This is a genomic window from Brakhagea slesvicensis (assembly GCF_052161625.1).
Lineage (GTDB): Bacteria > Planctomycetota > Planctomycetia > Pirellulales > Pirellulaceae > JBKCUI01.
The window spans coordinates 3442546-3468390 of the sequence record NZ_CP197412.1; the positions used below are offsets into that span (position 1 = coordinate 3442546).

The following is a 25845-nucleotide window of genomic DNA, read 5'->3' on the forward strand; positions in this document are numbered from 1 at the left end:
TTCATTAGGTTTATGCGTTGTTGACCTTTCCGCCGCAATCGGCCAGATGAGAATTCTAGCACTCGATTCGGTTGGGGAGGCCGGGATTGCTGACAGGAGGAACCGTTTGGGCTCGTTGTCGTGCCCGCGGTCGGCATTTGGCTTGGTTATACTAAAACTCTAGAGTCTAAAACCCTGTGTCGAAGCCGTCGTCTAACTCCTTTTTTGCTCTCGATGATGAAATCGTTTACCACCACTCTCTCCGTTTTGGTACGTCTGCTGAAGTGCATCGCCATGTTGGGAGCGGCATGGAGCGTGGGAGGATTCCACGAAGCACATGCTCAGCCATTGAAGATTTTTATCTTAGCGGGGCAATCCAACATGCAGGGGCACGCGCATGTTCGGACCTTGGAGCATTTGAAGATTTCCCCCGATGCGAAGCCACTGCGCGACTTGATCGAGTCCGCAGATGGAGCCCCCAAGGTTTGCGAGCGCGTTTGGATTTCCTCGCTGGGAAGCGCCGAGAGCGAGAAGACAGGATTGCTATCGGTCGGTTATGGCGCGAACCAAAACGGTCCGAAATTGGGACCGGAATACACGTTCGGATTGAGGATGGAGCAGGAGCTCGAGGGTCCCGTCTTGATCATCAAAACCGCTTGGGGGGGGAAGAGTTTGCACACGGACTTTCGGCCCCCTAGCGCAGGAGCTTATTCGTTTCCTCCAGAGCAGTTGGCCAATTTTCAAAAGCAGGGGAAAGACATCCCTGCCATTCGAGCTGAGAAAGAAAATGGGACAGGGGTTTATTATCGAATGATGATCGAGCACGTGAAGCATGTGCTTTCGGATATTCCGCGTGTCGTCCCGGGTTATCGACCTGAGCAAGGATATGAGCTTGCGGGCTTCGTGTGGTTTCAAGGATGGAACGACATGGTCGACACAGGAGCGTATCCGAACCGGGATAAGCCAGGTGGCTACGATGCTTACAGCGAGACCTTAGCCCATTTCATTCGAGATGTGAGGACCGATCTCCACTCACCGAAGCTGCCGTTTGTGATCGGCGTTTTGGGGGTTGGGGGCCCGACGGAACTTTATGGACCGGATGAACAGAGATACAAAGCGACGCACAATCATTTTCGGGATGCGATGGCCGCACCTGCGAAGTTGCCCGAGTTTCAAAACAATGTCGTGGCCCTCCGAACAGAAGCGTTTTGGGATAAAGAACTTTCGGATGCCAAAGCCAAGGAGAATCGAACTCGCCAGCGAGCGAAGGAGCTGGCCAAAGAGCGGAAGCTCGCCGCCCAGGAGGAGCGGAAACTTGCGGACGAGATGGTGCTGCAGGAACTTACGGAACGGGATCGAGAGATCGTTGTCAAAGGGATCTCGAATTTGGAGTTCCACTACCTAGGTTCCGCCAAGATCTTAGGTGGGATCGGAGTCGGTTTTGCGGATGCGATGCTCGGGATGCTCCAATCGAAAAAGCCTCTTGTGAGTGTTTCGCAGAAGTATCCGGTGACTACTGAGAACTGGACGATTGAGACAATCGCAGGAACTGGTGAGCAAGGCCATAGCGGGGACGGAGGGCCTGCCCTGTTGGCCAAATTGGATAATCCGTTCGGCGTCATTCGAGGGCCGGATCATGCGATTTGGTTTTGCGAATACACAGGGCAACGCATCAGGCGGATCCTTCCTGATGGAACCATACAAACCATTGCAGGATCAGGCAAGAAGGGATACACGGGAGATGGAGGTCCTGCGACCGAAGCCACTTTTAACCTCCCGCACGAGATCCGATTCGATTCGAAAGGGGATCTTTATATCGTCGACATGGCCAACCATGTCGTGCGTAAAATCGAGATGCGGTCTGGCATCATTTCCACCATCGCGGGCACAGGGGCTCCAGGCTATTCGGGGGATGGCGGATTGGCGACCCAGGCGCAGTTGAAGCAACCGCACAGCATTCAGTTCGGCCCTGATGGCGATCTCTTTATTTGCGATATCGGCAATCATGTGATACGGCGAGTCCATCGCGAATCCGGTGAGATCACGACCTTTGCTGGGACAGGAAAAGCGGGGCCTACGCCTGACGGTGCTCCTATCGTGGGTACTCCGCTGAAGGGGCCCCGTTCCATTGACTTTGATCGTCATGGAGACATGTGGTTGGCGACGCGCGAAGGGAATCAGGTTTTCCGGTTCCATAGGAAAACCGGTACGATTCAACACATGGCAGGGACGGGTGAGAGCGGTTTCGACGGGAACGGCGGACCTGCGAAGCAAGCGAAGTTAAAGGGGCCGAAAGGGATTGCCATTGATGCGGATGGCAATGTTTGGCTGGCGGACACAGAAAGCCATTCGGTGCGCCGCATTCGATCGGATGATGGAGTACTGGAGTTGGTCGCGGGGACTGGGGAAAAAGGGGATGGTCCCGACGGCGATCCGATGCAGTGCCGGCTGGCGAGGCTGCACGGAATCTTTGTCGATTACGATGGTTCCGTATGGATCGGTGACAGCGAGACCCACCGGATCCGCGTTTTGAGGAGACAGGTGCAGCCGAGTGTTCCGAGTAAGAATCAGGTGATCGAGCTGGTGGCGGGGGGGAAACGAGACGAAGTGGACATTCCCGCGAAGGAAGCGAAGCTGCGCGAGCCCTTTGGTTTGGATTGGGGAGCCGACGGGACAGCGTGGGTCATTGAGATGGCTGGCGGTAATCGCTTATTGAGCATCGATCCGGATGGAGTTCTCAGGCATCGAGCGGGCAAGTTGGAACCTGGGTTTTCCGGGGATGGTGGCGATGGTTTGAAGGCTCAGTTTCAGGGCCCGCATAACTTGAGCATGGCTCCCTCGGGGCGGCTTTATATCGCGGATACTTGGAATGGTCGGATTCGAACCTTTGACCCCAGAGTGGGGATCGTGGATAGTCTAGTCGGGTACACGGTGCCGCTGGAGCAATCGAAGAGAAATGGCCCCTACTGCGCGACCATCGACTTCACCGGTCGCTACTTGTTCGTCGCAGACTTGATGCAGGTTTTGCGAATTGATTGTCGAGATGGGGGAGTGGAGGTCGTGGCTGGCAATGGAAGGAAAGGGATTCCGAACGATGGGGCGCTCGCGACCGAATCGCCGCTTGTGGATCCACGGGCAGCTGCGCCGGATCGTTTCGGGAATGTTTATGTGCTGGAAAGGAATGGAAATGCGTTACGCGTCGTCGACCCATTTGGGCGCATTCGAACTTTGATCAATCCTTCGGGTGAAAAGGGAGTGACGCTCGAGGCGACGTCGGGTGCTGATGCTCGGTTATCAGGGCCCAAGCATTTGTGTATCGATCACGAGAATCGTGTGGTGATCGCCGATGCGGAAAACCATGTGGTTTTGCGATACGATCCTCGAATCGACCGTTTGGAACGGATTGCTGGAACAGGTAGTCGTGGAGATGGGGGAGTGGGCGGTGCGCCGCTGAGTTGTCAGCTTGCTCGTCCGCATGGTGTATCGATTCATCCGAAGACGGGAGAGCTTTGGATCACGGATAGTTACAACGACCGTATTCTTCGAATAACCAACGAGTGAGTCTTTGGCGATGAACAGTTCGGGGTGGGTTGTCAACGGACGGAAGCTGGCCGAGTTCCGGAAGCTTGCAGGAATGACGCAACTAGAACTTGCGACCCGGTCCGGCTATTCGGAGCGGGCTATTCGAAAAGCAGAGGCAGGGGGATTCCTGCGCATTAGCACCTTGCACGACTTAGCCGAGGCATTGTCGACGGCGGAACGCCGAGTTCATGTGCATGATTTTGTTCAGAATCAATTGACGATGGCGATGGAATTTGTCGAAGCGTACGATGGGTACGGAGTTGCCATGATGCAACATTGTGGAGAGATATTCTCGGAGGCAGTGGAGTTGCATTGTCCCGGGGATAGCGAGCAAGTTCCTTTCGCGGGAGTTTGGCGAGGGCGAGCAGGGTTGCAATTGTTCTTCGACCGGTTTTTTGGGATCTTCTCGCGGACACCGTGTAGTTTAAAGCCAATATATTTGGAGTCGGACGATCGCATTGTGGCGAGGTATGAAGATCAAGTCTTCTTCGAGTCCCATCCGATGCCCGCGTTTTGGGTCAATCTCCATTTTCAATTTCAGGATGGACGGGTCGTACGCGTGGATGACGAGTATGATACGCGGTACGCATCGCAATGTTTTACGGAACTGCTGCAACGGCTTGGTCGCATCTGATCGACTGCGGTTCCGAACAACCCAATAAGTCCATGCTTTTCTATGGTTCGCAATCGAACGATCAAATTGCTTTTGCGTCTGCTGAGACGCAGTCACCTGTATCTGGGACTCGCATTGATTCCTTGGGTGTTTCTCTACGGGATCACGGCCTATTTATTCAATCATCCAGCTCATTTTTCGCCGGTGGATGTGGAATCTATTTCTCGTAGCTTTCTGCCGAATGACTGGGCGACTCGGGATTGGATACCGGAAGAGCGTGCCAAAGCGATCGTGAAGCGACTCAATGATCGATTTGCCGATAAAGCTGGGGCCATTCGATTGGACCCGATCAAAGCTCCGCGGTTCGATGGCGGCGGATTGATCGCATCGTTTGACCGAGGTGAGCTGACCTATAGCTATTCCTTGCCCATTTCTGGTAACCAAAGTGGGATTCTCCGCATTGCTCCCAAAGGGAGTCCTGCTCAATCGTCGGTGAAGGCCTTCTTTGAAGTTCCCGCAAAAAGGGCGCTCGCGAGTGAGGGCCCGGTGGTAAGTGTGGAGTTGTCCCCCCAGCAAGAGCCTCTTCGATTGGACGAGGGGTTGCTGGAGATGCTTCAAGCGCAGGTCGCACAAATTGCCAATCAGCGAGATCCAGGGCTGGACGTGCAGGCGTCATCCATCCGGGTTTCGTTTTTACCCGCATTGATCTTTCAAGTGGATGCAGACGGTAGGAGTTGGGAGTGTAAGCACGATGCATTGGCGGGTTCGGTTTCGACGAAGCTTGTTGAGAACGCCGTCGCACGTCCGGTTTCGTGGCGTCAGTTCTGGCTCCGATTGCATACCGCACACGGTTATCATCCGGACGGCGGAACGCGTTGGCTGTGGGCGATCGTGGTAGATGTCATGGCGGCGGTCATGGTGTTTTGGGGAATCAGCGGTATTGCGATGTGGTGGCAAATGAAAGCGACGCGTCGATGGGGAGGGGTTGCCTTAGCAAGTGGATTGCTTGTTGCGATCTGGCTGGGGTATGGCATGTTCCGATTGATGGCTTGAGCGATTGCGAAGCGATCATCCTCCGATTCGTATCGAATAAGGGAAGAAAGTTTGTAACTTTGTCATCCCTCGTCGGATCTAATGGAGTATTCGAGCTGTTCGAACTTGCGAAGCCCATCATGCGGTACGGTTGTGAACGGCGACAGAGACTCATCTCCAAGGAAAGACAAAGTTATGAAACGAGCAACACTTGCAGTCGCGATGGCCGGGATGATTGCGACCGGATCGTTGGCCCAACCACCTCGAGAGGGAGGGGGAGGGAAAAAGGGGCAAGGTGGCAAGGGAGGGGAGGCTGTTCAGGGGCAGTTGGGGAACACATCCAATCCAGGTTCCGGCGCTGGTGGCCCGCGGGGGCAAGGTGGTGCGGGTCCACGTGGCCAAGGCGCGGGTGGTCAGGGAATCGGCGGGGGCTTTGCTGCCGGCGGGCAAGGGCAGGGGAGGGGCATGGGGTTCATGATGCGGCCCGGCATCATTCTTCCCGATCCCTTGATCGACCAGCTTCAGGCCACGCCTGAACAAAGAGCGGCAATTGCCAAGCTACAAGCGACCGTGGATGCGGAGCTTGCCAAAATCCTGTCACCCATGCAGCTTCAAGCGTTGCAGCAGATGGGACGCGGTCCTCAAGGGTTTGGGCCCGGTGCGGGCGGTCAACAGGGATTTGGCCCGCAGGGATTCGGTCAACCAGGGGGCGGCCAGCAAGGGCAAGGATTTGGCGGACAAGGCGAGGGTGGGCCAGGAGCGGGCAAGCGAGGTCCGGGAGCAGGTGGAGAAGGGCAGGGAGGGCAGGGCAAAGGAGACGCTGGAAAACGGGGCAAGACGTCTTAGTTGCGAGAGCTTGAGAAGCGTTCCATCGAACAGTCGTCCTCTTTTTGTCCTGAAAGGACTTGAGCCATTAGCTGGGGGGTATCGCTTGCGCTCAACCCCCGGCTACAAGCTTTGATCCTTTCAGGATCCTTTGCTCAAACGAACGACCGCTCGATTTGCATTGCTCTCGCGGGTATCGCCTCCCTCAAACGCCGTCTGAAGGCAGGAACGTGGGAAAGGTTTCTTAGCTGGCGCGATGTATGCGGCAGCGCAGATCTGTTGAGGACAACAGATCGACATGGGGGACAACAGATCGACTTCAGCACATTACACATGCGAAGTATTCTCCGTGTTTTTTGAAAAATCGTGTGCCAGATGGTGGCATCTCCGCTGGGGGATATTGTATGGTGTAAAGAGTTGACATGTGAGTTGTACGCCCGATCTCCATGAGGAACTGGAAATGTCCACGCCCTTTTCTGTTGCGGTTTCTGCCGCGCACGATGTGAACGTGCATGTTGTGAACGCTCTCGTTGCACGACTTGGATGCTCCCCGAAGGTTAGCACCTAACTAGGTTCGCTTTTCGCCTTCGTCCGTGATCGGTGTGCTTCTTTCATCGTCGTTTCGATTCCTGTTGGCCCTGTCGTACGGACCGGTTCAACCAGATATGTCACATATATGTCACATGGAGTATTGCGATGAAACGAGTCTATGCAGTTAGTCTTGGTATGTTTGCCGTGGTGGTCTGGTTCTTTTTCAGTTCGCAGGTAGGAACTGCGGGTATTGTTACTTTTGATGTAAGTTCACAACCGGGCAATCAAGCGTCTACATTGCCCGCAGTTGCACCGAATGTTTTCGCAACTTCTCTGGTGCGCGGACCTGGTATCAATGCGTCATCAGGAATCGGATCGATCAACGCAAGCGGCTTTACCACCATGCCTTCGATCGACTTGAGCGACTACTTTCAGTTCACCGTCACGGCGGCTCCCGGTTTCGCATTGAATGCCCAAGAGCTTGTTTTTGGTGAACGCCGCTCCTTGAGCGGGATAAGAGAGTTTCAAGTCAGGACGAGCCTGGATCAGTTCTCTACCTTTACTTCACAATATTCATTCGTGATGCCCGATAGCGACGCTCTGCGAAACCATTCCATCGCTCTCACGGGACTCTCGGGTGTGACCGACGCCGTGGATATACGGATCTATGGGTTTGCCTCCGAATCCTCGGCCGGTACTTGGAGGTTGGTCAACCACGCAGACTATGGCGGAATTGTGCTGAACGGTACGGTAGCGGCGGTGCCAGAGCCAAGTTCCGCTTTCTTGCTTGGTACTGCAATGCTTGGAGGCGTTTGGTTCCGAAGACGAATTGGAGCAAGTAGTCGCGAGGCTTCAAAAACCATTGAGCCATGTCTCGACTAGTTCTGCATCATCGAACAACGGCGTGCATCCGTTCACTACGGTGCAGCGACAGGTTTCGTGGGTGTCTGTCGATGGGGTGCACGCTGTTTTTGAGGATTGTGTTAGCGAGGAGAATCCTTCTTGGGAACCTCGCCGGTGATCTCACGAAGAATGCGAAAGAAACTCTGTTTTCTTGAGCTGGAAATACTCCAGTTCACAGGTACTGATTGGTATCCGTCGTCGAAGGACTCCTCCTTCATTCGAAAGTCGAAATATCCCCATGAAGCGCCGTTGCGGAGGGATTCGACAAAGTTGTTAGAGGGTTTGTCGAACTCAAAGTGGTCATCTTCATTGAAGAGGATGGGTTGACCGCGATACCCGGCTACTTGCTTGGTCTGGCGAACCATTTCTCCAATGCGGCGAGGGTCGGAGACCCCATTCCCATGGAGTAGAACGAAGTCGGAGATCGCGACGACATTCGGTTTGGGAATGGTGCCACCACCATAGCTGGTGCTGACGAGGAGCCGATTTTCCTTCGATTCCGAACGTTCTTGCATTCGAGCGATCAGCTCGTGGACGCGGTCTGGCTGCAAGACGGGGTGGTCGTACCGCACATTGCATTCATTGTTGATCTCGATCAGAACATGGTTGTAGCGGCGTTCGAGTAGCCAGTCGCACGTTGCATCGACGGCACGCATGACCGCCTGTTCGTCTTGAATCCGTTCGTCTTGTCCAAAGTAAAACAATCCGAGGATGACCACCATTCCCACTCGGTCAGCTTCGTCGAGCACGGCTTCGGTTCGGGCCATAAAGGGTGGGTCGAGCGAACCGTCGGCCCGGATGGCCGAGTTGTGCCATGGCTGAGTTTTGGAGTATCCCTCTGGGCTGCCACCTTGCAGGTTGATCGTGATGGCGAGCAGACCGTGGTCGCGCCAAGTTTGCATTTGCGAGATGAATTCGCGCGTATTGCGATCCGCATCCCAGACCTTGGTATCCGGGTAGGCCCATCGTTCAACGGTTTCTGGATTGCGGTCATCAAAGGTAGCTTGGACCATGCGGCTATTGAGAAGCAGTCCTTCGATGGGAATCCCGCCCCACGTTCGGTTTTCGTACGTGGGACGACCGTTGATCAGGAATTTGCTTCCCTCCACCGAGACTTTGGTCTTTCGTTCGAACGGGGATTGCGATTGACCCTCGAGTGGGAAGCCGAAGGCGAGCAATGGGAAAAGCAGTGCGCTCGACACGTGGCGAAGCCATGCTACGAGATGGATCCCCGTCCAAGTTGCCGTATCGGGACGAGAGCGCGCGAGTGTCGTGTTTACAGCCATGTTTGCAGACATGTTTACCTGGGAGGGGGAGGAGATCCAAGGAGACGCGTGAATTCGAGATCGCCCCGCCCGGTCGGTCCGTCATGGAGCGGCTTGCGCTGTGGTCGTTGCAGGGCGGACAATTTCGAGCAATTCGATCGCTGGATCGTGGTTGCAATAAAGCATAGCTGTTCTGCCGTAGGTGATGGTGCCGACGGGGACGCCGAAGAGGTACGCCAGTCGGGGACCGCAGGTGACGCGCAGGAGATCGAATAGTTCGATTTTTCGAAGCACATCGTGTTCGATGAGGACCCGTCCCAGCGGTTTGGCTTGGGCGAGGATTTCATTTCGGGGCGCGTCAGGCAGATAGCTTGTGTTCAAGCGAACGATACCGTACTGAACGACCAAGCGACTCTTTTGGGCAAGGAGGAGGATCTCACGGCAATAGTGATGGCCCGAGGAGTGCGATTGGAGGACTTGCACATCCACCGAATCGCCATGATGTTCTTCGACCGTGACCGTCATGTGATTTGTATGCGCGAGCAATTCACGGTACGGTGCAGGGACTTGTTCCGCGGCGACGCTGGTGCATTGTGCGAGATCGTTGAGATCTCCATAGTAAATAGAGATCATCGACGGTGCGTCGACGCACGTCTCGCGATGGTTGTTGTTTTCCGAATCGTTCATCGAGCGGGTGCAATCCCGATTTGGTAGGTTTGGATTTCGGCGGGAGGTTGGGGGGAGTGTATGGCGGGAGAGGATTGAAGACCAGATTGATCGAGAACTGTGTCGATGAGGTAGAGCATCAATCGGCGGAGGGATTCGAGTTCGATACTTTGGGCAGCGTCGAGTGCTCGTTCGCGGTGTTTTTCGATGAGCTTTTCAGCTTGCTCGAAGACCCGTCCTTTTTCGAGCAATTCGCGAGCGGTTGCGATGCGATAGGAGTCGGACATGGTGTCGTCTCCACTCATAGCATCCAGCAGTTTTTGTTGATCGGTAGGTGCGAGCGATTGCAGCGCGAGGGCGAGCAAGACCGTTGGGCGTCCTCCGAGGATATCCCCCGCAGCGGCCAGTTTGTTGTGATCGTCGCCGTGCCAATCTTGGAGGTCGTTGATGATTTGGAATGCGACGCCGATATTGCGTGCAAAAAGTTTGACAGCTTCAGCGTAGGGGGTCGCGTCGGTTGCCAATCGGATACCGGTGTAGAGTGCTGCTTCGAAGGCTGGAGCCGTTTTCAACGCGTAGATTTTCAGCGCATCGAGGGGAGCCAAGCGTTTGTCGGTGCCATCTCGCCATAGGAGCTCGGCGCCTTGCCCCTCCGCCAATCGCATGTGGGCCGATGAGAGGCAGTTCAGAATGTCAGCGGCTGCTTCAGCGCCGATCGACTGGGTCTCTCGCCCGATCAAGCGATAGCCGAGCCCGATCATGTAATCCCCGACGTTGATCGCGGTCGAGAGTCCAAACTGTTGGTGCATGGCGGGCATGCCGTACCGATAGGAGTCGTTATCCTCGATATCGTCGTGGACCAACGATGCTTTGTGAAAGCACTCGATACTCATCGCGGCGCATTGGACACCTTTGCTGAACTGTTCGACGATTCGAGGTCCCGCAGACGTGGTCGCTTGTCCGCCGGTCATTGCATCGTAGGCAGCCAATGTAATAAAGGGGCGGGAGTACTTACCACCTCTCGCGAGGAAATCGGTTGAAAGCGCTTCGGTGGCGGCGATGGGATCCATGCCTGCGAGAGGGGCGTCGCAGTTGGGATCGAGTTGCACTTGGCTCCGTTGCCGGCCTACCAGCTCGTTGAGTTTGGGTTGCGAGAAGAGATCGCTTGCCGCGCGCATCAAGTGAACGTAGGACCGCGTCTGCGATTCCATCGCGGGTCCTTGGGTGAGGATCATTTCCTGAACCCAATCTTCGTCGACGCTGGTGTTTCGGCAGTCGCTGGAAAGAAGAGGTACAGCCATGCAGGGGATACCCGCGAGAAGGATCTTATCGATAGCCTTTTCGAGAACATTCAGACAAGCAACGCCCACGATGGAATCCACATAGCCGCTTACGATGATCTTCATGACCACCGGGGATCCTTCGGCGACAAGGACTTTATAGCCCATCTCTTCCGCTTTGGTTCGGAAGTCGGCGATGCTGCAAGCTCCACACTTTTTGCAGTCCATGCCGAATTCGTCGTAGTCGGCCGGGCAGCCTTCGGCGTGCTTCAAGCAATGGGGGAGCAAAAACAGTCGGCGGCTAGGTGGAATGGAGGCGACGGCGTTGCGAAAGAACTCGCTCGAGAGGATGACCATCGCCCAGCCAAGATATCCTTCTGGTTGGCCCGCTTCGTCCAGCATTCGACGCGCAATCAGCTCAAGTTCGTCTTTGGTCGGAGGAAGATCCTTGTTCAGTCTGGCCGCAACCTCGCGGCATTTGTCCCGAAGGAACGCTCGAAGTTCCTTGGTTTCAGGTACGAGCTTTAAATGGCTCGTTTTGCGTCGTGTTTTCTTGTCTGCTTTGGGGCTCTCGCTGACAGTTGCGTTGACCGTCCCTGACAAGTCAGGTGGGGCGGCGCTCGAATCGGCAATCGGTGTTATCGTTGACAAAACTCAAGTCCTTTTCTCAGTGCGGCTAGCGAGAACGCGAGAGGATAGTGTTTTTCGTGGTACCACAGTTTCGCGAAATAGAAACCGATCGGTTGGCTCGTGTGATGATGCTGGCGCTCCAAAGCGTCACATAACCATACGAGGCCTCTCATTATAGAGTCAGCGGCAGCCCTTTTTCCACCGCTGGCCATGATTCCCTCCAATACGACCGCAGTTTCTTCGATCGTACCAGTGAAATCATTGGGTTCAGCGATTGAGGACGGGTAGCGAATCGAGGGCCCGCCCCCCCAAGAGCCATCTGCATTCTGCTGCTGTTTCAGAAAGGAGATCGCTCGTTGGGCGCTCGGGTGTGACGTATCACCACACTCGCCATACGCTAAGAGGACTCGAGCGGTTCCGTAAAACGGATTGTCTTCCTCCGCGCGATCTTGATTGCCAAACCACAACGGAAGCCAACACCCATCGCGATGTTGGTTTTTCTCTAGATAACGCCACCCTTTTGCCACTGCTCGATCGGATTGGGCTCGCATCGAGCCCATCAATCGTGGCCTCCAAGCGTGGAGGGCCCGCAACGCATGGGCGGTCAAATCGGTTCCACTCCGATCAAAGGGGAGGGTCCCCCAGCCTCGACAGAATGTCGGCCAACCCCCATCGCTGTTTTGCAGTCGAAGGAGCCAGGTACAGCCCAACTGGCCGGCTTGGAGCACCCGAGCGAGGCGATCGCTCTCCGAGGCTTGCTGCATCGCGGTTCTGCGTTGAAGGGCGCGCGTGTACTGCGCGAGTGCCAGCAAAGCCGCTGGGGTATCGTCGCTATCAGGAACCGAGCCGCTCAAATCGGTCCATCCCCAACCTCCAGGCTCGGCGCCGGTAAAGGGATGGCGTTTGGTGTGTTGGCAGCTCAAAAGCCAATCGATGGTTGCGTCCCATTGGGCTTGCTTTCCTTCCTCCTGACCATTCGGTCCCATCGCAGGGCGAGGAGAATAGTAGGAACGCATGGTCAACGAGGTAACCCAAGTTGCCAAGTTCGTGTCGATGGGCCATGCTCCGTCTGCCATGGCAGAATCGACAAGGAAGCGAACTGCGTTTTGCGAAACAGAATGTTGCACCAAACCAATAGAAGCCAAGCTCATCAGGACAAAGCTGGTCAAGGGAGTGGCTTCCAAATAGCCGCCGCTTTCAGGCTGCATCGTTGCGAGCACTCGCAGCGTTCGGCCTCGCAACGCGCCGCGCATGCTCCGCATGAGAGGATTGGCTGGTGGATTGTGATGCCATTGTGCTTGGCCGATGGCGACCAAGGCAGGGACGGCGTAACTAACCACCGGCATCTTTGCGAATCGGTACCAAGACTGCGGGAGAGCAGCTGCTTCAAAGGGAAGAGTCGGGATCTCCTTCCACGAAATGAGACCAGCCAAAGCGCAGTTCATCATGATCGGGACGACAAAGGTTTTGTCTTTACCGTAACGACGGCGGAGTCCATCCCAACGACCCTGTTTGTCGACAAACGACCAAGCCCTCTGGATAGCATCCGCATGTCGCTCGCGGTGGCCGGCGATCTCCCAAGCTCCAATGACCAGGAGCGTGGTGGCGATGTTCGAAAGCGAACGATCGGTATCACCGAAGCCCCCATCGGCGTTCTGGGCTCGAGCCAGCCAATTCGATCCCTTCTCGATGAGCGTCGGCAGTGCTTCGTGATGCGGGGTGGTGCCATCTCGCAGAACCATCGACAGCGCACTGATCGCAGTCGCCGTCGACAGAGCCGAATCGGAAAGCTTGCCGGTCCAGTGATTGCTGTTTCCCTTGCTCTCAGCGGCCTCCGATTGGAGTTGCTGCCAAGCCGCGATGACTCGGTCACCGAGCGATTCCAATCCAAAAGGGAGTCCAATGGGGAGTGGGGTATTCGGGGCGCTCATGTTAATGGAATCCGCAATCCGTCGTAGGACAGATGAACGTGTTCCGGAAGCTGGGCGCTGACCCGTTCGTATTCGACTTCGTGCGAGAGATGGGTCAAGTACGTGTTTTTGGGACGGAGCAATTCAATGACATGCAGGGCTTCTTCGATCGAGAAGTGGGTGGGGTGCGGAGTGAAGCGGAGCGCATCCAAGACGAGGGTATCGAGGTCTCGAAGGAGTTCCATGCTCGATGGCTCAATTCGGTTGGTGTCGGTGCAATAGGCGACGTTTCCGATTCGAAATCCATAAACGTTGCAATAGGGGCCGTGGATCAAGGGGATGGGCTGGATCCTGGCTCCGAGGACATCAAATGGCTCATCGTCGATCGTGACCAAATCCAGTTGAGGTGCTGCGCCGGCGTGTGTTGGCTCTCGTTTGTGGAAAGCGTAGTCAAACACACGAACGATTCGGTCCTGAACCTGCTTGGAAGCGTAGACCGGGACCGGGCCCCCGATCATGAAGGGAAAGAGGCGAATGTCATCCATGCCGTGAAGGTGGTCCGCGTGCTCGTGGGTGTAGAGAACGCTGTGAACGATGCCGATACCCTCCCGAAGCAATTGCTGCCGAAGATCGGGTGCGGTGTCGATCAAAAGGTTGCCACCTGGCAGGCCCACAATTGCACTGCTCCGGGTGCGGTTATTGCGAGGGTCTTTGCTGAGGCACACAGAACAGCCGCAGCCGATGGCAGGTACCCCTACACTCGTTCCCGTTCCTAACAGAATCATTTCTCCCGGAAACTCGATGCTTTGGCGGGTGAATGTCACGGCAATCGGAGGTGGTTCGAGGGGAAGTGTCGTGGCCAGCAGGGCCGCGACAATGCGTCGCGAGCAGTTCTGCGAAGGTTATCCCCCATCTCGAGGGAGTTCGCAACACCTGTGTTTTCGCATTTCAAAGGGCTTTTCTGAACCCGCCAGCCGGTGCGAACGGATCCTGTGCGGCCGGTCCCCTCGGAACTGCCCGTCAACTCCGCATGGCGTTCGACCCCAGCTCCACTATAATACCTGGGAATCGTCGACCGTCGGACAAAGTTCGGATCATCCCAGTTCCCTCCTTCCGTCTAGCGCCGTTCGGCTTCCCTCCCTCCCCCAGTGCGCAAACGCTTGCAATTCCATCCTTTGCGGCTTCCTTTAACGCTGAGTTGCTATCAACTTGAAACCTTGTCCCCTCCACCTGTTTAGCCAGGTTTGCTTCGCGGCTGGGTTCTGCTTCCTTATCGGATGCACACCACCAAGCGAACCGAGAGTCTATCAAGCCCCCAAAAATGACACGGAGTTCGTGGTTCAGCCACCCCGAATGCCGGGCGGAGGAGGTGGTTTAGCCTCCTCGGGTGGCATGCCTCCCATGATGGGGGGGAGCTCGATACCCATGGAGGAGAAGCGAATTCTAGGGGCGATCTTTCCACTGAACGGAGCGGGCTACTTCCTCAAGATCACCGATACGATCGCTCGAATTGACGGCATACGTCAGGCTTTCCCCAAGATCGTTGCCGAGTTCAAGACCGACCCAGAATCGGGCACGCCCGTTTTGGATTTGCCGGCTGGGTGGAAGATGATGCCCGGCGACGCGTTCGCCGAAGCGAAAGTGGCAATCCCCGTCGCAGGCGAAGAAAAACCTGCGATCATGACCATCTCCAAACTCGCTGCCCCCGCCGAAGAGTCTGCTTGGCCAGATTACTTGTTGATGCAGCTGAACCGATGGAACGGACAAGTCGCTCAAGAGAACCAAAGTTTGGAAGAATTGATGGCTTCGATTCAGCCCATTCCTCGCGAGGGTTCGAAAATCCCGGCTTATATCTTTGACAAGAACGGGTCGATGGCCAAAGGGGATACATCGAAACCTGCGTCCGCTCCTGACGCCTCCAACGCTACCACTGCAGGAAATCCCCAGACCGAAACCACCTTGCCCGCCGGCGGTTTGCCTGCTAGCAGTTTGCCCGCGGACCATGGATCGACGACGGAAACGAAAGCGTTCGATCCGAGCACCCTGCGATACGAGCTACCTGAGGGTTGGGAGAAACAGCCCGATCGCGCATTCCGAATCGCGACCTTTCGCGTCCCGGGTGGCGAGTTAGGGGAGGATGGTGAACTCGTGATCAGCCAAGCGGTTGATAACCCGATTGAGAATTCCAAGATGTGGTCGGAGCAAATTCTCAAAACGGACGATCCATCGGTGCTAGGTCCGAAAGCAGAGCAAATTGTTTCCCAGGCAGAGACCATTCCGGCTGGCAATCGGAAGGCAAAGCTCTATGCGATCCGGGCAAACGATGAAAAGTCCGGACTCTGTTTGACCATCGCGGTCATCCCCATGGAGGGGTTTCCCACCTCCATGTTCGTAAAGCTCCGATCCACAACCCAACTGGCTGAACAACAAAAATCCAACCTGCTGCGTTTCATCGATTCGATGCGCTGGGAGTAGTCTGAATATGGCAACGATTACGAATGAAAAGTTTGCACAGAGCCGTACCGCCACTGGGGCCGTGGACATCCATAGCCTCTTTTGGAAAGGGATGAAGGCTCTCGGTTCGTTGAAGATTGCCGTGGCCATGTTCGGGCTCGGCACGTTGATGCTGTTGATCGGGACTTTAGCGCAAGACCAAGAGACGATCGTCGACGTCAAGCGAAACTACTTCAACAGTTGGATCGCGTATGTCAGCTTCGATGTCTTTGTTCCGCAAACGGTTTTTCCGCATGAAAAGCCGGTGCCCGGAATGTTTGCCATGCCAGGTGGAGCCACGATCGGTTTGGTATTACTCATCAATTTGTTCGCGGCAAAGCTGACTCGATTCTCGATGCACGCCAAGGGAAAACGGTTCATCGCCGGCTTGATCGTGACGCTGCTCGGCTTCGCCATGGTGGGCGTTGTCATCGTGGGCGCTCACTTGGGGGACGGTCTGCAGGGGGAACCGCCGTTCAGTTATGACTCGATCTGGTTAGGGACCAAAGTCTCTGCCCACTTACTGACGTTGCTATCGTTGGCTTGGCTGATCCTATGGACGCCAAAGACAAAAGTGATGTTTGGCACGGCGATCACAGCAGTCACCGTTTGCTCCCTGGTCAGTTTGTTTCTCGTCTTCACTTTTGACGCGTTCCGCATCCCGGATCCAGGTTTGCGAATTGTGTGGCAATTGGCCAAGAGTCTTGGTGTGGGAGTGGTGCTCCTCGTTGGTCTCATTCTCTTGTTCGGGCACCGAGGTGGCAACGTCCTCGTTCACTTGGGAGTCGGCTTGTTGATGGTCGGTCAATTCGTCTTCGGCGATGCTCAGACCGAAGAACGCGTTTCCTTGGCAGAAGGTCAAAGGACATCAGCTGCTGTCGAAGTCGACGTCGTGGAGTTGGTCGTGATCGACCGAAGCCCTGATGACACCGACCGAGTGGTCGCGTTTGACCACCGCATGCTCTCCAGTGCCGCCGCGACGGGCAAGCCCCTCACTGCGGATGGATTGCCGTTTGAGATTCGTGTGGATCGTTGGATGGAGAATTCGATGATTCGTCGTCGGTCCGGTAAGCCGGCTGAGGATTCTGTCGAGGCCAAGATGAAGGGCTTGGTCGAATCATGGGACTTGATTGAAGAGCCCAAGGTAGGGGGCACCTCCGACCGTTCTAACGTCGCGTCCGCCTATGTCACGCTGCTGGCGAAGGAGAATGGGACGGAGATCGGACGCTACGCAGTGAGCCAGTGGTTTAGCGATGATCAAATCGCGATGCGACCATCCTATGATTCAGTGGAGGTTGCATCGAAGAAATATGACATCGGCATGATCTTCCGCCGCAACTACAAGGATTACAGTATTACCTTGAAGGACATTGTTCTCGAGGAGTACACCAACTCGGCCATTCCCAAAGACTACTCGTCTTACATCACGATTCGGGACAAAGATGGAAACGTTTTGCAAGATGGTCGTGTGTGGATGAACAGTCCGATGCGTTTCCGTGGGGAGACGTTTTATCAGTCGAGCTATATTTCTCAGAACGATAGCCCGTACGGTGTGGAGCAAACGGTGCTTCAAGTCGTTACGAATGCGGGCTGGCTTATCCCTTACGTTTCGTGCGTGCTTGTCGGGCTTGGGATGTTCGTTCACTTTGGTGGAACCTTTGCTCGCTTTGCGATGCGTTACGAACGGGGGGCGGTGACCCCTGAATCGGTGGTTCCTAAACGTCCGAAGGGATCGATGCGGCAAGGGATTTTAGCCGGCTCGGTTGCGTTGTTGATGGCAATTTTCTTTGTCTCGCTCGCCATGCGCAAGCCCATTGACCGTCAGGAGATCGATTACCAATCGATCGGAGCCCTCCCTGTCCATTACGGGGGACGGATCAAGCCGCTAGCGTCGGCTGGTGCAGAGGTGTTGGAGATTCTTTCCAACAAACCGTATGCCCTCGTTCGTTTGGAAAACGGCGACGAGAAGTCCAAGGGGGATACCTATGATCCAAAAGAAAAGCGAGTCCCTGCGGAGCAATGGCTATTTGCCGTCATGATGAATGAGGATTGGGTACGGACGAATCCTCTGATTCGCATCGATGCCACGTCGGTGACCACCGATTTGAACCTCACTCGCGTAAAATCTAATCGCTATTCCTACAATGAAATCGTCGATGGATTGCAAGCCATTTGGCCGAGGATTCAGAAGATCATTCAAAGCCGGCAGGAGGGAACGAAGCTTCCGTTTGAAGACGAGAAGTTGCTGGAAGTGCTCAACAAGATTTCGTTTGTCGACTCGTTGATCGATTCCTATCGATGGATCGCACCTCCCAGCTTGACGACCGGAGATGGAGCGAAGATTCAGGACGAACTGAATCGAATGGCTCCCGGCGTGGAGCGTTTGCGAGCCAATAACAATCCTGCCATTTTACCAAGTCTCAAGACGGAGGTTGTTGAAGAAGGGCAACCGGCCCCACCCAAACGATGGGATACGTTTGGAGTCGCGTTTTTCGATGCGGTCCCGGGGATGTTAGCGAAGGATGACAACCCGGGTATCGCCGCGGTGTTGAAATTCTTTGAGATCATCGGTGCGTATACGGAAAACAAAAAGGATGCGTCGAAGATCAATCGCTTGGTCGGTGAGTTTCGGGAGGCCGCTATCAAGGCATATGGGGCCGATACGCTTCGCATCAACAAGGTGGAGTATGAGTATCAATATGAGAGTATGAATGCGTTTGGAAACGCGCAGGTCGTCTATCTGATGGTGGGGATTCTGGCGTTGGTAAGTTACGCGGTTATGCCGGCTTCTCTGCGGACGATTGCGTTGTGGATGTGTATCGCAACCTTGGTGTTGCATACCTATGGGATCGCAGCTCGGATTTATATTTCCGAGCGGCCACCGGTGGTCAGCCTTTATTCGGCGGCGGTATTTATCGGTTGGGGGATGGTCCTGTTTTGCATTGCAGCGGAAATCCTATACCCGATCGGCGTTTCCTTGATCGTCGCGTCCATCTCCGGTTATTTGAGTCTGTTGGTCGCATATGGACTCGATGTCGGCGACTCGATGCCCGTACTGCGCGCGGTGCTCGATACCCAGTTCTGGTTATCGACGCACGTGATCAGTGTATCGCTCGGCTATAGCGCCACGTTCTTTGCGGGGATTTTTGGGATCGTCATCGTGATTGCGAAATGTCTTGCGATGGTGGCGGGGGACAAGACGCAAGCGAATTGGGCGGTGAAGGTGCGGGATTCGATTCCGATCCTTTACCGGATTTGTTACGCCGTGGTTTGTTTTGGATTGTTCTTTAGCTTCGTCGGAACGGTTCTTGGTGGGCTTTGGGGCGATGATAGTTGGGGCCGATTCTGGGGCTGGGATCCGAAGGAAAACGGCGCGTTGATGATTGTCCTTTGGAATGCCCTTTTGCTGCACGCGCGCTGGGACAAGTTGGTCGGGGCGCTCGGATTCGCGAACCTTGCTATCTTCGGAAACGTCGTGACCGCTTGGTCGATGTTCGGCACCAACCAGTTGGGGATCGGGCTCCATGCCTATGGGGCCTTCGAAGGGGACTTGATGAGGAACCTAGTGATTTGGTGTGCCGTGCAAGTTCTCTTTATCGGATTGGGAGTCGTCCTTTACGCTTTGGCACCGCGCAGAGAGCCGGCTTGACGCGGAGGGTAAAGAGGGATCGAGGCTTGCTGAGAATCCTCAACACCTCGATCGCTGGGGGATGAGGAAGGAGAATCCTCGCGCCGAAGTTCGTTCAGGATTCGTTCTTTGTACTCGGCTCCCGCCTCGATGTTGTAATCGTCTTCGATGCGGACGATGAGTTGGTTTTCGAAGTGAAAGTTTAGGCAGACGCGGACTGGGGGGCAGAGGACCCCCGCAATTTTCACCAACTCATTCCATCGGGCAGACACAATGCCATCTCCCTGGAGATAGACAGGGGAGATTCCCTGCACCCGCTCGAAGATCCCGAAAAAGGCATCGAGCCAGCCTTGGTGTCCCTCGAGGCCATGCCAAGTCCCGTTGAAGGGAAACGTTTCTTTGCTCCCCTCGCAAACGAAGACCACATCCTTGGAAAGAAAGGGGCCCAGGTGCTGCATCATATTCACACCGTGCTCGTCAAATGTTTGCATCCAACGTTTGGCAACCGCGAGATTGGAAAAGCAAAGCTGTTCTAGCGTCACGGGGCGAGATGGTGACGAGAGGGCTTCGGCGATATCGCAAGCCAATTGGTAGCGGATTCGGCCGCCCATTTCGGCTTTTCGAATGACGCGTTCGGAGTAGCCGGCTAAATTCGCAAGCTCCCGTTGGGTCAGGCCTCGCTCGAGCCTCGCGGCTCGAAACAACTCTGGGTTCAGTTGGATGGTGGGTTGTTGGCTCATTGGAGAGAATCCGACGGGCTGCGGGTAACAGGGCGGGAGCTAGCAAAACAGCACGTGGAGTGTTCCTGTTTGGTGCCGGTCTGCAAGGTTGTGCGACTTGCTACGACTCCATACGATCGAACGATCAACGCGTTCTATTCTGCTATCTATTACATGCGAAATTGAGCTACGAAACCGCTCATTCCCTTGATAGAAATTGGGAAAAAATTGGATTGTGTGGAGCGGTGAATACGCAACGATGAAATGAAAAACGCTCCCGATTTCGCGGGAGCGTTTTCAGTGTATGGAAACGTTATTACAACGTTCTATTAAGCACGAGCAGCGAGCTGCTTCTTGCGTTCGGAGATGATGTCGTCTTGCAAGCTGCGTGGAACCGCAGCGTACTTGGCCAATTCCATGGAGAAGGTTCCTTGACCCTTGGTCATGCTTCGAAGGTCGGTCGCATAACCGAAGGTATTTGCCAAAGGAACTTCAGCGGTAATGTAGGAGACCCGGTCTCGTGTATCGGTTTGGGTAACCAATCCACGTCGCGAGATGATGTCACCCACCACGGAACCTTGATCCAGTTCTGGGCATTCGACGTCGCATCGCATGATGGGTTCGAGAAGGACGGGCTGGGAAGCTCGCATGGTTTCTCGGAAGCAATCGCAAGCGGCGATGTAAAACGCGCGTTCGCTCGAGTCCACGTCGTGGTAGCTACCGTCGTTGAGGTCGATCTTGACGCCCACAACGGGGAAGTCGGCGAGCGGCCCTTTGTACATCGAATCGCGGAATCCCTTTTCGACGGGGGGAATGAACTGCTTCGGAATCCGACCACCGGTAACGTGATCTTCAAATACGAACGTCGTTTCCCCTTCTGGATCGATCGGAGTCAGCGAGCCCACAATGTGAGCGAACTGACCGGAACCACCCGTCTGCTTCTTGTGCTTGTAGTTGAAGTCCTGTTTGATGCCGGGAGATTCGCGATAGCTAACCTTCGGTGCACCTACTTGTACTTCGACTTTGTACTCGCGACGCATGCGTTCGACGTAAATGTCAAGGTGCAATTCACCCATCCCGCAGATGATCGTTTCGCTGGTTTCTTCGTCGTTGTAGACTTGGAACGTCGGATCTTCTTTGCGGAACCGGTTCAGGGCCTTGCTCATCTTGTCCGCATCGGCGCGACTAGCGGGAGTCACGGCGACTTTGATCACAGGCTCGGGAACGTACATACTTTCCAAAGTGCAGTAATCGCGGTCGTTCGAGTAGGTTTCCCCGCTCGCGCAATCGATACCCATGATGGCGACGATATCGCCGGCTTCCGCCGAGTCGACTTCTTCTCGTTTGTCAGCGTGCATCCGAACGATACGGCTAAATCGCTCTTTCTTGCTTGTACGTTGGTTGACGTACATTTCACCCTTTGAAATTTTTCCTTGGTAGATACGCATAAACGTGAGCTGACCGAATGGATCTTCCACGATCTTGAACGCCATACCGACGAACGGGAGGGCGGGATCGGGCTTCAAGTCCAACTTGATCGTCTCGTCGCCAACCTTGCGAGCCTTGATGTCGCGCTCGGTCGGGTTGGGCAAGTAACGAAGAACGGCGTCGAGGAGCAGTTGAACCCCTTTGTTCTTGTAGGCACTGCCGCAGAAGACGGGGGTGATGCGTTGTTGTTGGGTTGCTTCTTTGCAGACCTTGTAAACGAGCTCGCTGGGGACTTCTTCTTCGCTGAGGAGAAGCTCCATCATTTCGTCGCTGTACATCGAAAGGGATTCCAGCATCTTTTGACGCATTTCCGCAGCCTTGTCCTGGAACGCGGCGGGAATCTCTTCTTCCCGGACCGTTTCACCGTCTTTGCCGTCGAAGTAATAAGCCTTCATGCCGACCAAGTCGATAACGCCGTCGAAGGTCTCACCGGCACCCATCGGGATTTGCATCATGATGGCGTCCGCGTTCAGTTTGTCGCGAACCATTTGGGCAACGCGATACGCATCGGCCCCGGTTCGGTCCATCTTATTGATGAATGCCAAACGGGGGACGCCGTAACGTCGCATCTGGCGATCCACGGTGAGGGACTGGCTTTGCACACCACCCACCGAGCAGAGAACCAAGACCGCACCATCGAGCACGCGAAGGGAACGCTCGACTTCGATGGTGAAGTCCACGTGGCCCGGGGTGTCGATCAAATTGATAACGTGCTCTTTCCACTGAAGCTGGGTCGCGGCGCTGGTGATCGTAATCCCACGCTCTTTTTCCAGTTCCATGAAGTCCATCGTCGCGCCGTCACCATCACCCTTGACCTCTTCGATCTTGTGAATCCGACCGGCGTAGAAAAGAATTCGCTCGCTGAGGGTGGTCTTACCGGAGTCGATGTGGGCACTGATACCAATGTTACGTAGTTTTGCTAGATCCATACTTCACTCAGCGTTGTGCGCTCTCCGCTTCCAAGAGCACAGCAAAGGAACAAAAAACAGCCCGCCTCGGCTGTTCTGCCTCCAAAGGGGAGGGGTGAGGCGGCACTTTTCACCAAAATCTTAGGAAAAGTGTACAAAAATGCGGGCTTCGCGGAAGGGCAAAACGAGGATGGATCCTCCCCGCAGCATGCAAGACAATCCGTATTGCCCAATGGTTCTCGCGGGAATTCCAAGGACGGGATGAACGCCCTGACGCGAAGGAAGGGGGCAATGTGAGGTGCTGTGCCGTTCTTAAGGTGAGATAATCGAACGCTGTGGTTAAGTCAAGATATCACGCACGACGCGTCCGTAGACGTCGGTCAATCGGAAGTCGCGGCCGGCATGTCGGAAAGTAAGACGTTCATGATCGATCCCGAGAACGTGGAGCAGGGTGGCATGAAGGTCGTGCATGTGGACTTTGTTCTGGATCGCCAACTGTCCGAACTCATCGGTTTCGCCATACGCAAATCCGGGCTTGGTCCCCGCCCCCGCCAACCACATGGTGAATCCACCCGGGTTGTGATCGCGGCCTGTTCCATTTTTTTGAGCGTAGGGGGCTCGACCGAATTCGCTTCCCCACCAAACCAACGTGTCTTCGAGCAGCCCGCGCCGTTCCAGATCCTCGAGCAAGCCAGCGATCGGACGATCGACGGCTCGAGCGTGGTCCAAGTGTTTGGGCATGTTGCTGTGTTGATCCCAAGCTGGATTGGCGGTGTTGTCCCCGTAGTTGACTTGGATAAATCGGACCCCGGATTCGCATAGACGGCGAGCGAGCAAGCATTTCTTGCCAAAGGGCGCTGTCGCCGGATCGTCCATTCCGTAGAGTCGATGGGTCTCCTCGGTTTCCTTTTCCAGGTCCAAAATCTCGGGGGCGATCGACTGCATTTGCCAAGCGAGTTCGTAGGAGTGGATCAGGGCGTCAAGCTCGCTTTCAGATGGATTGTGTCTCTGACGCTGGAGTTGATTGAGCTGTTGCAACCGATCCAGGTCGGCGCGTTGAAGCTGCGTGCTCGAGCGGGCAGGGCTCTTCAAGTGTTCGATTTCTAATTCGTCCCGTCCCGCTTTCCCAATCGCGGTGCCTTGATGGCGAGCCGGCAAAAAAGCGCTTCCGTAGTTTCGCGGACCACCATTTCCAATCGACGGGGAAATGGAAACGAAGCCGGGAAGATTTTCGTTTTCACTGCCGATGGCGTAGTCGATCCAGGAACCCATGGAGGGGCGAATGAAATTCAACGCGCCGCAGTGAAGGAAGAGGGTCGCAGGTCCATGGGCCACCCCCTCGGTATTCATGCTGTGGATAAATGTCATCTTGTCGACGTGTTCCGACATGCCCGGGAAAAGATCGGAGGTCCAGCGTCCCGACTCCCCTCGCTGACGAAACGGCCAAAGGGACTTCATGATCCTTTGCTTCGAACCGAGCGTCCCCGAATTCGCGAACTCGCGTGGATCGTCGAAGCCGATCAGTTCCCCGTCCCGCTTGTCAAGCAATGGCTTGTAATCGAACGAATCGACTTGGCTAACTCCTCCCTGCATGAATAGGAAGATCACCCGTTTCGCTTTGGCGGGATGATGCAATCCCGATCCACCCGTCCCAAAAAGGGGCTGCGAACCGGCTTGAGCCCGATTCCACTCTGCCAGCAAAGAAGCCATCGCGCAGGCGCCGAATCCACACGCGGACTGCTGCAGTAACGTTCGGCGGGACAACATGAGCATGCCAGGGGGAGAGCAGGGGAGGGGAGGGGGGCCAAGTGCACGGGAATCCTAGTATACTCGATCGAATCCCCCAGCATCCAGTTGGTACAGAATCCCGTTGGTTCTGCACGAGAGCGAAGCGGGCGAAGAAGACGATCCGCCCGTCAAATTGCCCAGCGGCCCATCACGCCGAGGAGCGGCGGGATTGGTACCAATAGAGGGGCAATCCGAGGAGGATCAAGACGCATCCGATCACTGCCTCTTGTGGATTTCCCATAAAAATGCTGCCGATGAACCAGGAATAGGCGACGAGATAGACGATGGGAACCCACGGATATCCAGGGGTCCGAAAGGGGCGTGGATGGTCGGGTTGGGTGCGTCTCAGGACCAACACGGCAGCGACGGCTAAGGCGTAGAAGATACTCGCAGCGAACACGATGCAATTCGTTAGCAAATCGAAGATGCTGTAGTCGCGAAAGGTCTCGCTAAAGCGAATCGAGAGGGCTGAAATCACGATCAAAACGGCAGCCATGATGGCTTGCGCAACAATGGCTAGCACCGGAGTGCGAAACCTTGCGTGCAGCCGTCCGAATCGATCGCTCAACATGCCATCGCGTCCCATGGCGTAGGTGACTCTAGGAGATGTGAGCAAATTGCTGTTGATGGTGCCGAGGGTGCTGATCACGATTCCCAGCGACATCAATTGGCCTCCCAAGGGGCCGAAAAGTTTGGCGACAACGATCTCCGCGACATGCTCCCGATTTTCCGGCTGAGCCATGACTTCGATTGGAACCACCGCATGGTAAGCGGCAACCGCCGATATGTAGAGGAGCCCGAGCAATCCGATTCCGCCGATGAGTGCTCGCGGGATATTTCTCCCTGGATCTCGGACTTCTTCCGCCACCGGCACCACTCCCTCCCATCCATTGAAGGCCCACATGACGGCGAGCAAGACCGCGGCGGCTTGGGCTGCAAACCCTTCGCGCTGCGGGGTTACTTTTTGCGAATAGTTCGAGAGTTGCGCAACATCGAAACCAAAGATTTCGAACAACCAAGGGGAGAGGGCGATGGCGAGCACCATTCCACATTTGACGATGGTTGTGATGGCCTGTGTCCATCCTCCCCAGAGGACTCCGACGATATTGACGACGGTCAACGAGCCAACGATCGCGATCGCAGCGACGACAGACGTGAAAATATCCACATTCCAGCCGCCGCAATGCGCGATGGATGCCACGCAGACAACGGCCAGAGCGCCAGTGGATGCAGGGCGAGCGAAGAGAAACTCCTGCCACCCAAACAAAAATGCGACCCACCGCCCGTAGGCCTGTTTGAGATAGACATAAATGCCGCCTGCTTGGGGATGCATGGACGAGAGTTCGGCCAAGCAGAATCCGCCGAGAATACAGAGGGCTGCGCCGATGAGCCAGATGGAGATGATGAGCGGAAAGGAGCCAGCGTCGGCTGCGATCCTACCCGGTTTGACAAAGATCCCTGAACCGATTGTGTTACCGATCACCACCGCGATCGCCATCCAGAGCCCGAGATCCCTTCGAAGTGTGGCTCCGGCCAGCGGGGCAGGGGAGGGGAGGGGAGGGTGAGGCGATCGCGACGGTTCATGTTCCATGGTGCAGCATTTTG

At 55.5% G+C, this 25845-nt stretch carries 16 protein-coding genes; 7 read left to right on the forward strand and 9 right to left on the reverse strand.

The annotated features are described in order from the left end of the window. Nucleotides 1-213: 213 nt before the first annotated feature. The 5 genes from SH467x_RS13055 (at nucleotide 214) to SH467x_RS13075 (ending at nucleotide 7444) form a co-directional block, all read left to right on the forward strand. Nucleotides 214-3540 (forward strand): sialate O-acetylesterase, encoded by a 3327-nt coding sequence (locus SH467x_RS13055; RefSeq protein ID WP_482367547.1) that lies wholly within the window; start codon nucleotides 214-216, stop codon nucleotides 3538-3540. A gap of 10 nt (nucleotides 3541-3550) precedes the next feature. Next, nucleotides 3551-4195 carry a helix-turn-helix domain-containing protein gene (locus SH467x_RS13060; protein WP_482367548.1) on the forward strand — a complete coding sequence of 215 codons (645 nt, stop codon included), beginning with the start codon at nucleotides 3551-3553 and terminating at the stop codon, nucleotides 4193-4195. A gap of 42 nt (nucleotides 4196-4237) precedes the next feature. Continuing rightward, nucleotides 4238-5227 carry a hypothetical protein gene (locus tag SH467x_RS13065; protein WP_482367549.1) on the forward strand — a complete coding sequence of 330 codons (990 nt, stop codon included), beginning with the start codon at nucleotides 4238-4240 and terminating at the stop codon, nucleotides 5225-5227. A gap of 174 nt (nucleotides 5228-5401) precedes the next feature. Then, nucleotides 5402-6052 carry a hypothetical protein gene (locus SH467x_RS13070; protein ID WP_482367550.1) on the forward strand — a complete coding sequence of 217 codons (651 nt, stop codon included), beginning with the start codon at nucleotides 5402-5404 and terminating at the stop codon, nucleotides 6050-6052. 675 nt (nucleotides 6053-6727) lie between these two features. Beyond that, the gene (locus SH467x_RS13075; RefSeq protein ID WP_482367551.1) at nucleotides 6728-7444 is read left to right on the forward strand and encodes a PEP-CTERM sorting domain-containing protein; all 717 of its coding nucleotides are present in this window, start codon (nucleotides 6728-6730) and stop codon (nucleotides 7442-7444) included. Between the two features lie 101 nt (nucleotides 7445-7545). Here the strand turns inward: SH467x_RS13075 and SH467x_RS13080 are convergent, their stop codons facing one another. From SH467x_RS13080 to SH467x_RS13100, 5 genes are all read right to left on the reverse strand, one after another. Continuing rightward, the gene (locus tag SH467x_RS13080; RefSeq protein WP_482367552.1) at nucleotides 7546-8763 is read right to left on the reverse strand and encodes a hypothetical protein; all 1218 of its coding nucleotides are present in this window, start codon (nucleotides 8761-8763) and stop codon (nucleotides 7546-7548) included. 69 nt (nucleotides 8764-8832) lie between these two features. Continuing rightward, nucleotides 8833-9417, reverse strand: coding sequence for a hypothetical protein (locus SH467x_RS13085; protein ID WP_482367553.1), 585 nt, complete (start codon nucleotides 9415-9417; stop codon nucleotides 8833-8835). Then, nucleotides 9414-11318 carry a polyprenyl synthetase family protein gene (locus SH467x_RS13090; RefSeq protein ID WP_482371372.1) on the reverse strand — a complete coding sequence of 635 codons (1905 nt, stop codon included), beginning with the start codon at nucleotides 11316-11318 and terminating at the stop codon, nucleotides 9414-9416. Before SH467x_RS13090 ends, SH467x_RS13085 begins: the two co-directional genes overlap by 4 nt. Continuing rightward, entirely contained in the window at nucleotides 11315-13237 is a 1923-nt protein-coding gene (locus SH467x_RS13095) for a prenyltransferase/squalene oxidase repeat-containing protein (protein WP_482367554.1), read from the reverse strand. Before SH467x_RS13095 ends, SH467x_RS13090 begins: the two co-directional genes overlap by 4 nt. Then, nucleotides 13234-14040, reverse strand: coding sequence for an MBL fold metallo-hydrolase (locus SH467x_RS13100; protein WP_482367555.1), 807 nt, complete (start codon nucleotides 14038-14040; stop codon nucleotides 13234-13236). The genes SH467x_RS13095 and SH467x_RS13100 overlap by 4 nt, the downstream gene beginning before the upstream one ends. Before the next feature lie 511 nt (nucleotides 14041-14551). Here SH467x_RS13100 and SH467x_RS13105 point away from each other — a divergent pair. Continuing rightward, on the forward strand, nucleotides 14552-15691 hold the full coding sequence (locus tag SH467x_RS13105; RefSeq protein ID WP_482367556.1) for a hypothetical protein: 1140 nt from the start codon (nucleotides 14552-14554) through the stop codon (nucleotides 15689-15691). Between the two features lie 7 nt (nucleotides 15692-15698). Then, nucleotides 15699-19358: a cytochrome c biogenesis protein gene (locus tag SH467x_RS13110; protein ID WP_482367557.1), complete on the forward strand. Its 3660-nt coding sequence runs from the start codon at nucleotides 15699-15701 to the stop codon at nucleotides 19356-19358. Here the strand turns inward: SH467x_RS13110 and SH467x_RS13115 are convergent. The 4 genes from SH467x_RS13115 to SH467x_RS13130 all read right to left on the reverse strand — a co-directional run bounded on the left by SH467x_RS13115 (nucleotide 19325) and on the right by SH467x_RS13130 (nucleotide 25831). After that, complete coding sequence (locus SH467x_RS13115) at nucleotides 19325-20077, reverse strand: helix-turn-helix domain-containing protein (RefSeq protein WP_482367558.1); 753 nt, start codon at nucleotides 20075-20077, stop codon at nucleotides 19325-19327. The genes SH467x_RS13110 and SH467x_RS13115 overlap by 34 nt on opposite strands. A gap of 308 nt (nucleotides 20078-20385) precedes the next feature. Next, nucleotides 20386-22473: an elongation factor G gene (fusA, locus tag SH467x_RS13120; protein ID WP_482367559.1), complete on the reverse strand. Its 2088-nt coding sequence runs from the start codon at nucleotides 22471-22473 to the stop codon at nucleotides 20386-20388. 318 nt (nucleotides 22474-22791) lie between these two features. Further along, entirely contained in the window at nucleotides 22792-24219 is a 1428-nt protein-coding gene (locus SH467x_RS13125; protein WP_482367560.1) for a DUF1501 domain-containing protein, read from the reverse strand. Between the two features lie 169 nt (nucleotides 24220-24388). Beyond that, a complete protein-coding gene (locus SH467x_RS13130) occupies nucleotides 24389-25831 on the reverse strand; it encodes an APC family permease (protein ID WP_482367561.1) in 1443 nt (480 codons plus the stop codon). Between the last annotated feature and the right edge of the window lie 14 nt (nucleotides 25832-25845).

Coding starts and splice junctions, on each gene's coding strand:
- SH467x_RS13055 (WP_482367547.1), top strand. CDS start 214: ATGATGAAATCGTTTACCACCACTCTCTCCGTTTTGGTACGTCTGCTG.
- SH467x_RS13060 (WP_482367548.1), top strand. CDS start 3,551: ATGAACAGTTCGGGGTGGGTTGTCAACGGACGGAAGCTGGCCGAGTTC.
- SH467x_RS13065 (WP_482367549.1), top strand. CDS start 4,238: ATGGTTCGCAATCGAACGATCAAATTGCTTTTGCGTCTGCTGAGACGC.
- SH467x_RS13070 (WP_482367550.1), top strand. CDS start 5,402: ATGAAACGAGCAACACTTGCAGTCGCGATGGCCGGGATGATTGCGACC.
- SH467x_RS13075 (WP_482367551.1), top strand. CDS start 6,728: ATGAAACGAGTCTATGCAGTTAGTCTTGGTATGTTTGCCGTGGTGGTC.
- SH467x_RS13080 (WP_482367552.1), bottom strand. CDS start 8,763: ATGTCTGCAAACATGGCTGTAAACACGACACTCGCGCGCTCTCGTCCC.
- SH467x_RS13085 (WP_482367553.1), bottom strand. CDS start 9,417: ATGAACGATTCGGAAAACAACAACCATCGCGAGACGTGCGTCGACGCA.
- SH467x_RS13095 (WP_482367554.1), bottom strand. CDS start 13,237: ATGAGCGCCCCGAATACCCCACTCCCCATTGGACTCCCTTTTGGATTG.
- SH467x_RS13110 (WP_482367557.1), top strand. CDS start 15,699: ATGGCAACGATTACGAATGAAAAGTTTGCACAGAGCCGTACCGCCACT.
- SH467x_RS13115 (WP_482367558.1), bottom strand. CDS start 20,077: ATGAGCCAACAACCCACCATCCAACTGAACCCAGAGTTGTTTCGAGCC.
- fusA (WP_482367559.1), bottom strand. CDS start 22,473: ATGGATCTAGCAAAACTACGTAACATTGGTATCAGTGCCCACATCGAC.
- SH467x_RS13125 (WP_482367560.1), bottom strand. CDS start 24,219: ATGTTGTCCCGCCGAACGTTACTGCAGCAGTCCGCGTGTGGATTCGGC.
- SH467x_RS13130 (WP_482367561.1), bottom strand. CDS start 25,831: ATGGAACATGAACCGTCGCGATCGCCTCACCCTCCCCTCCCCTCCCCT.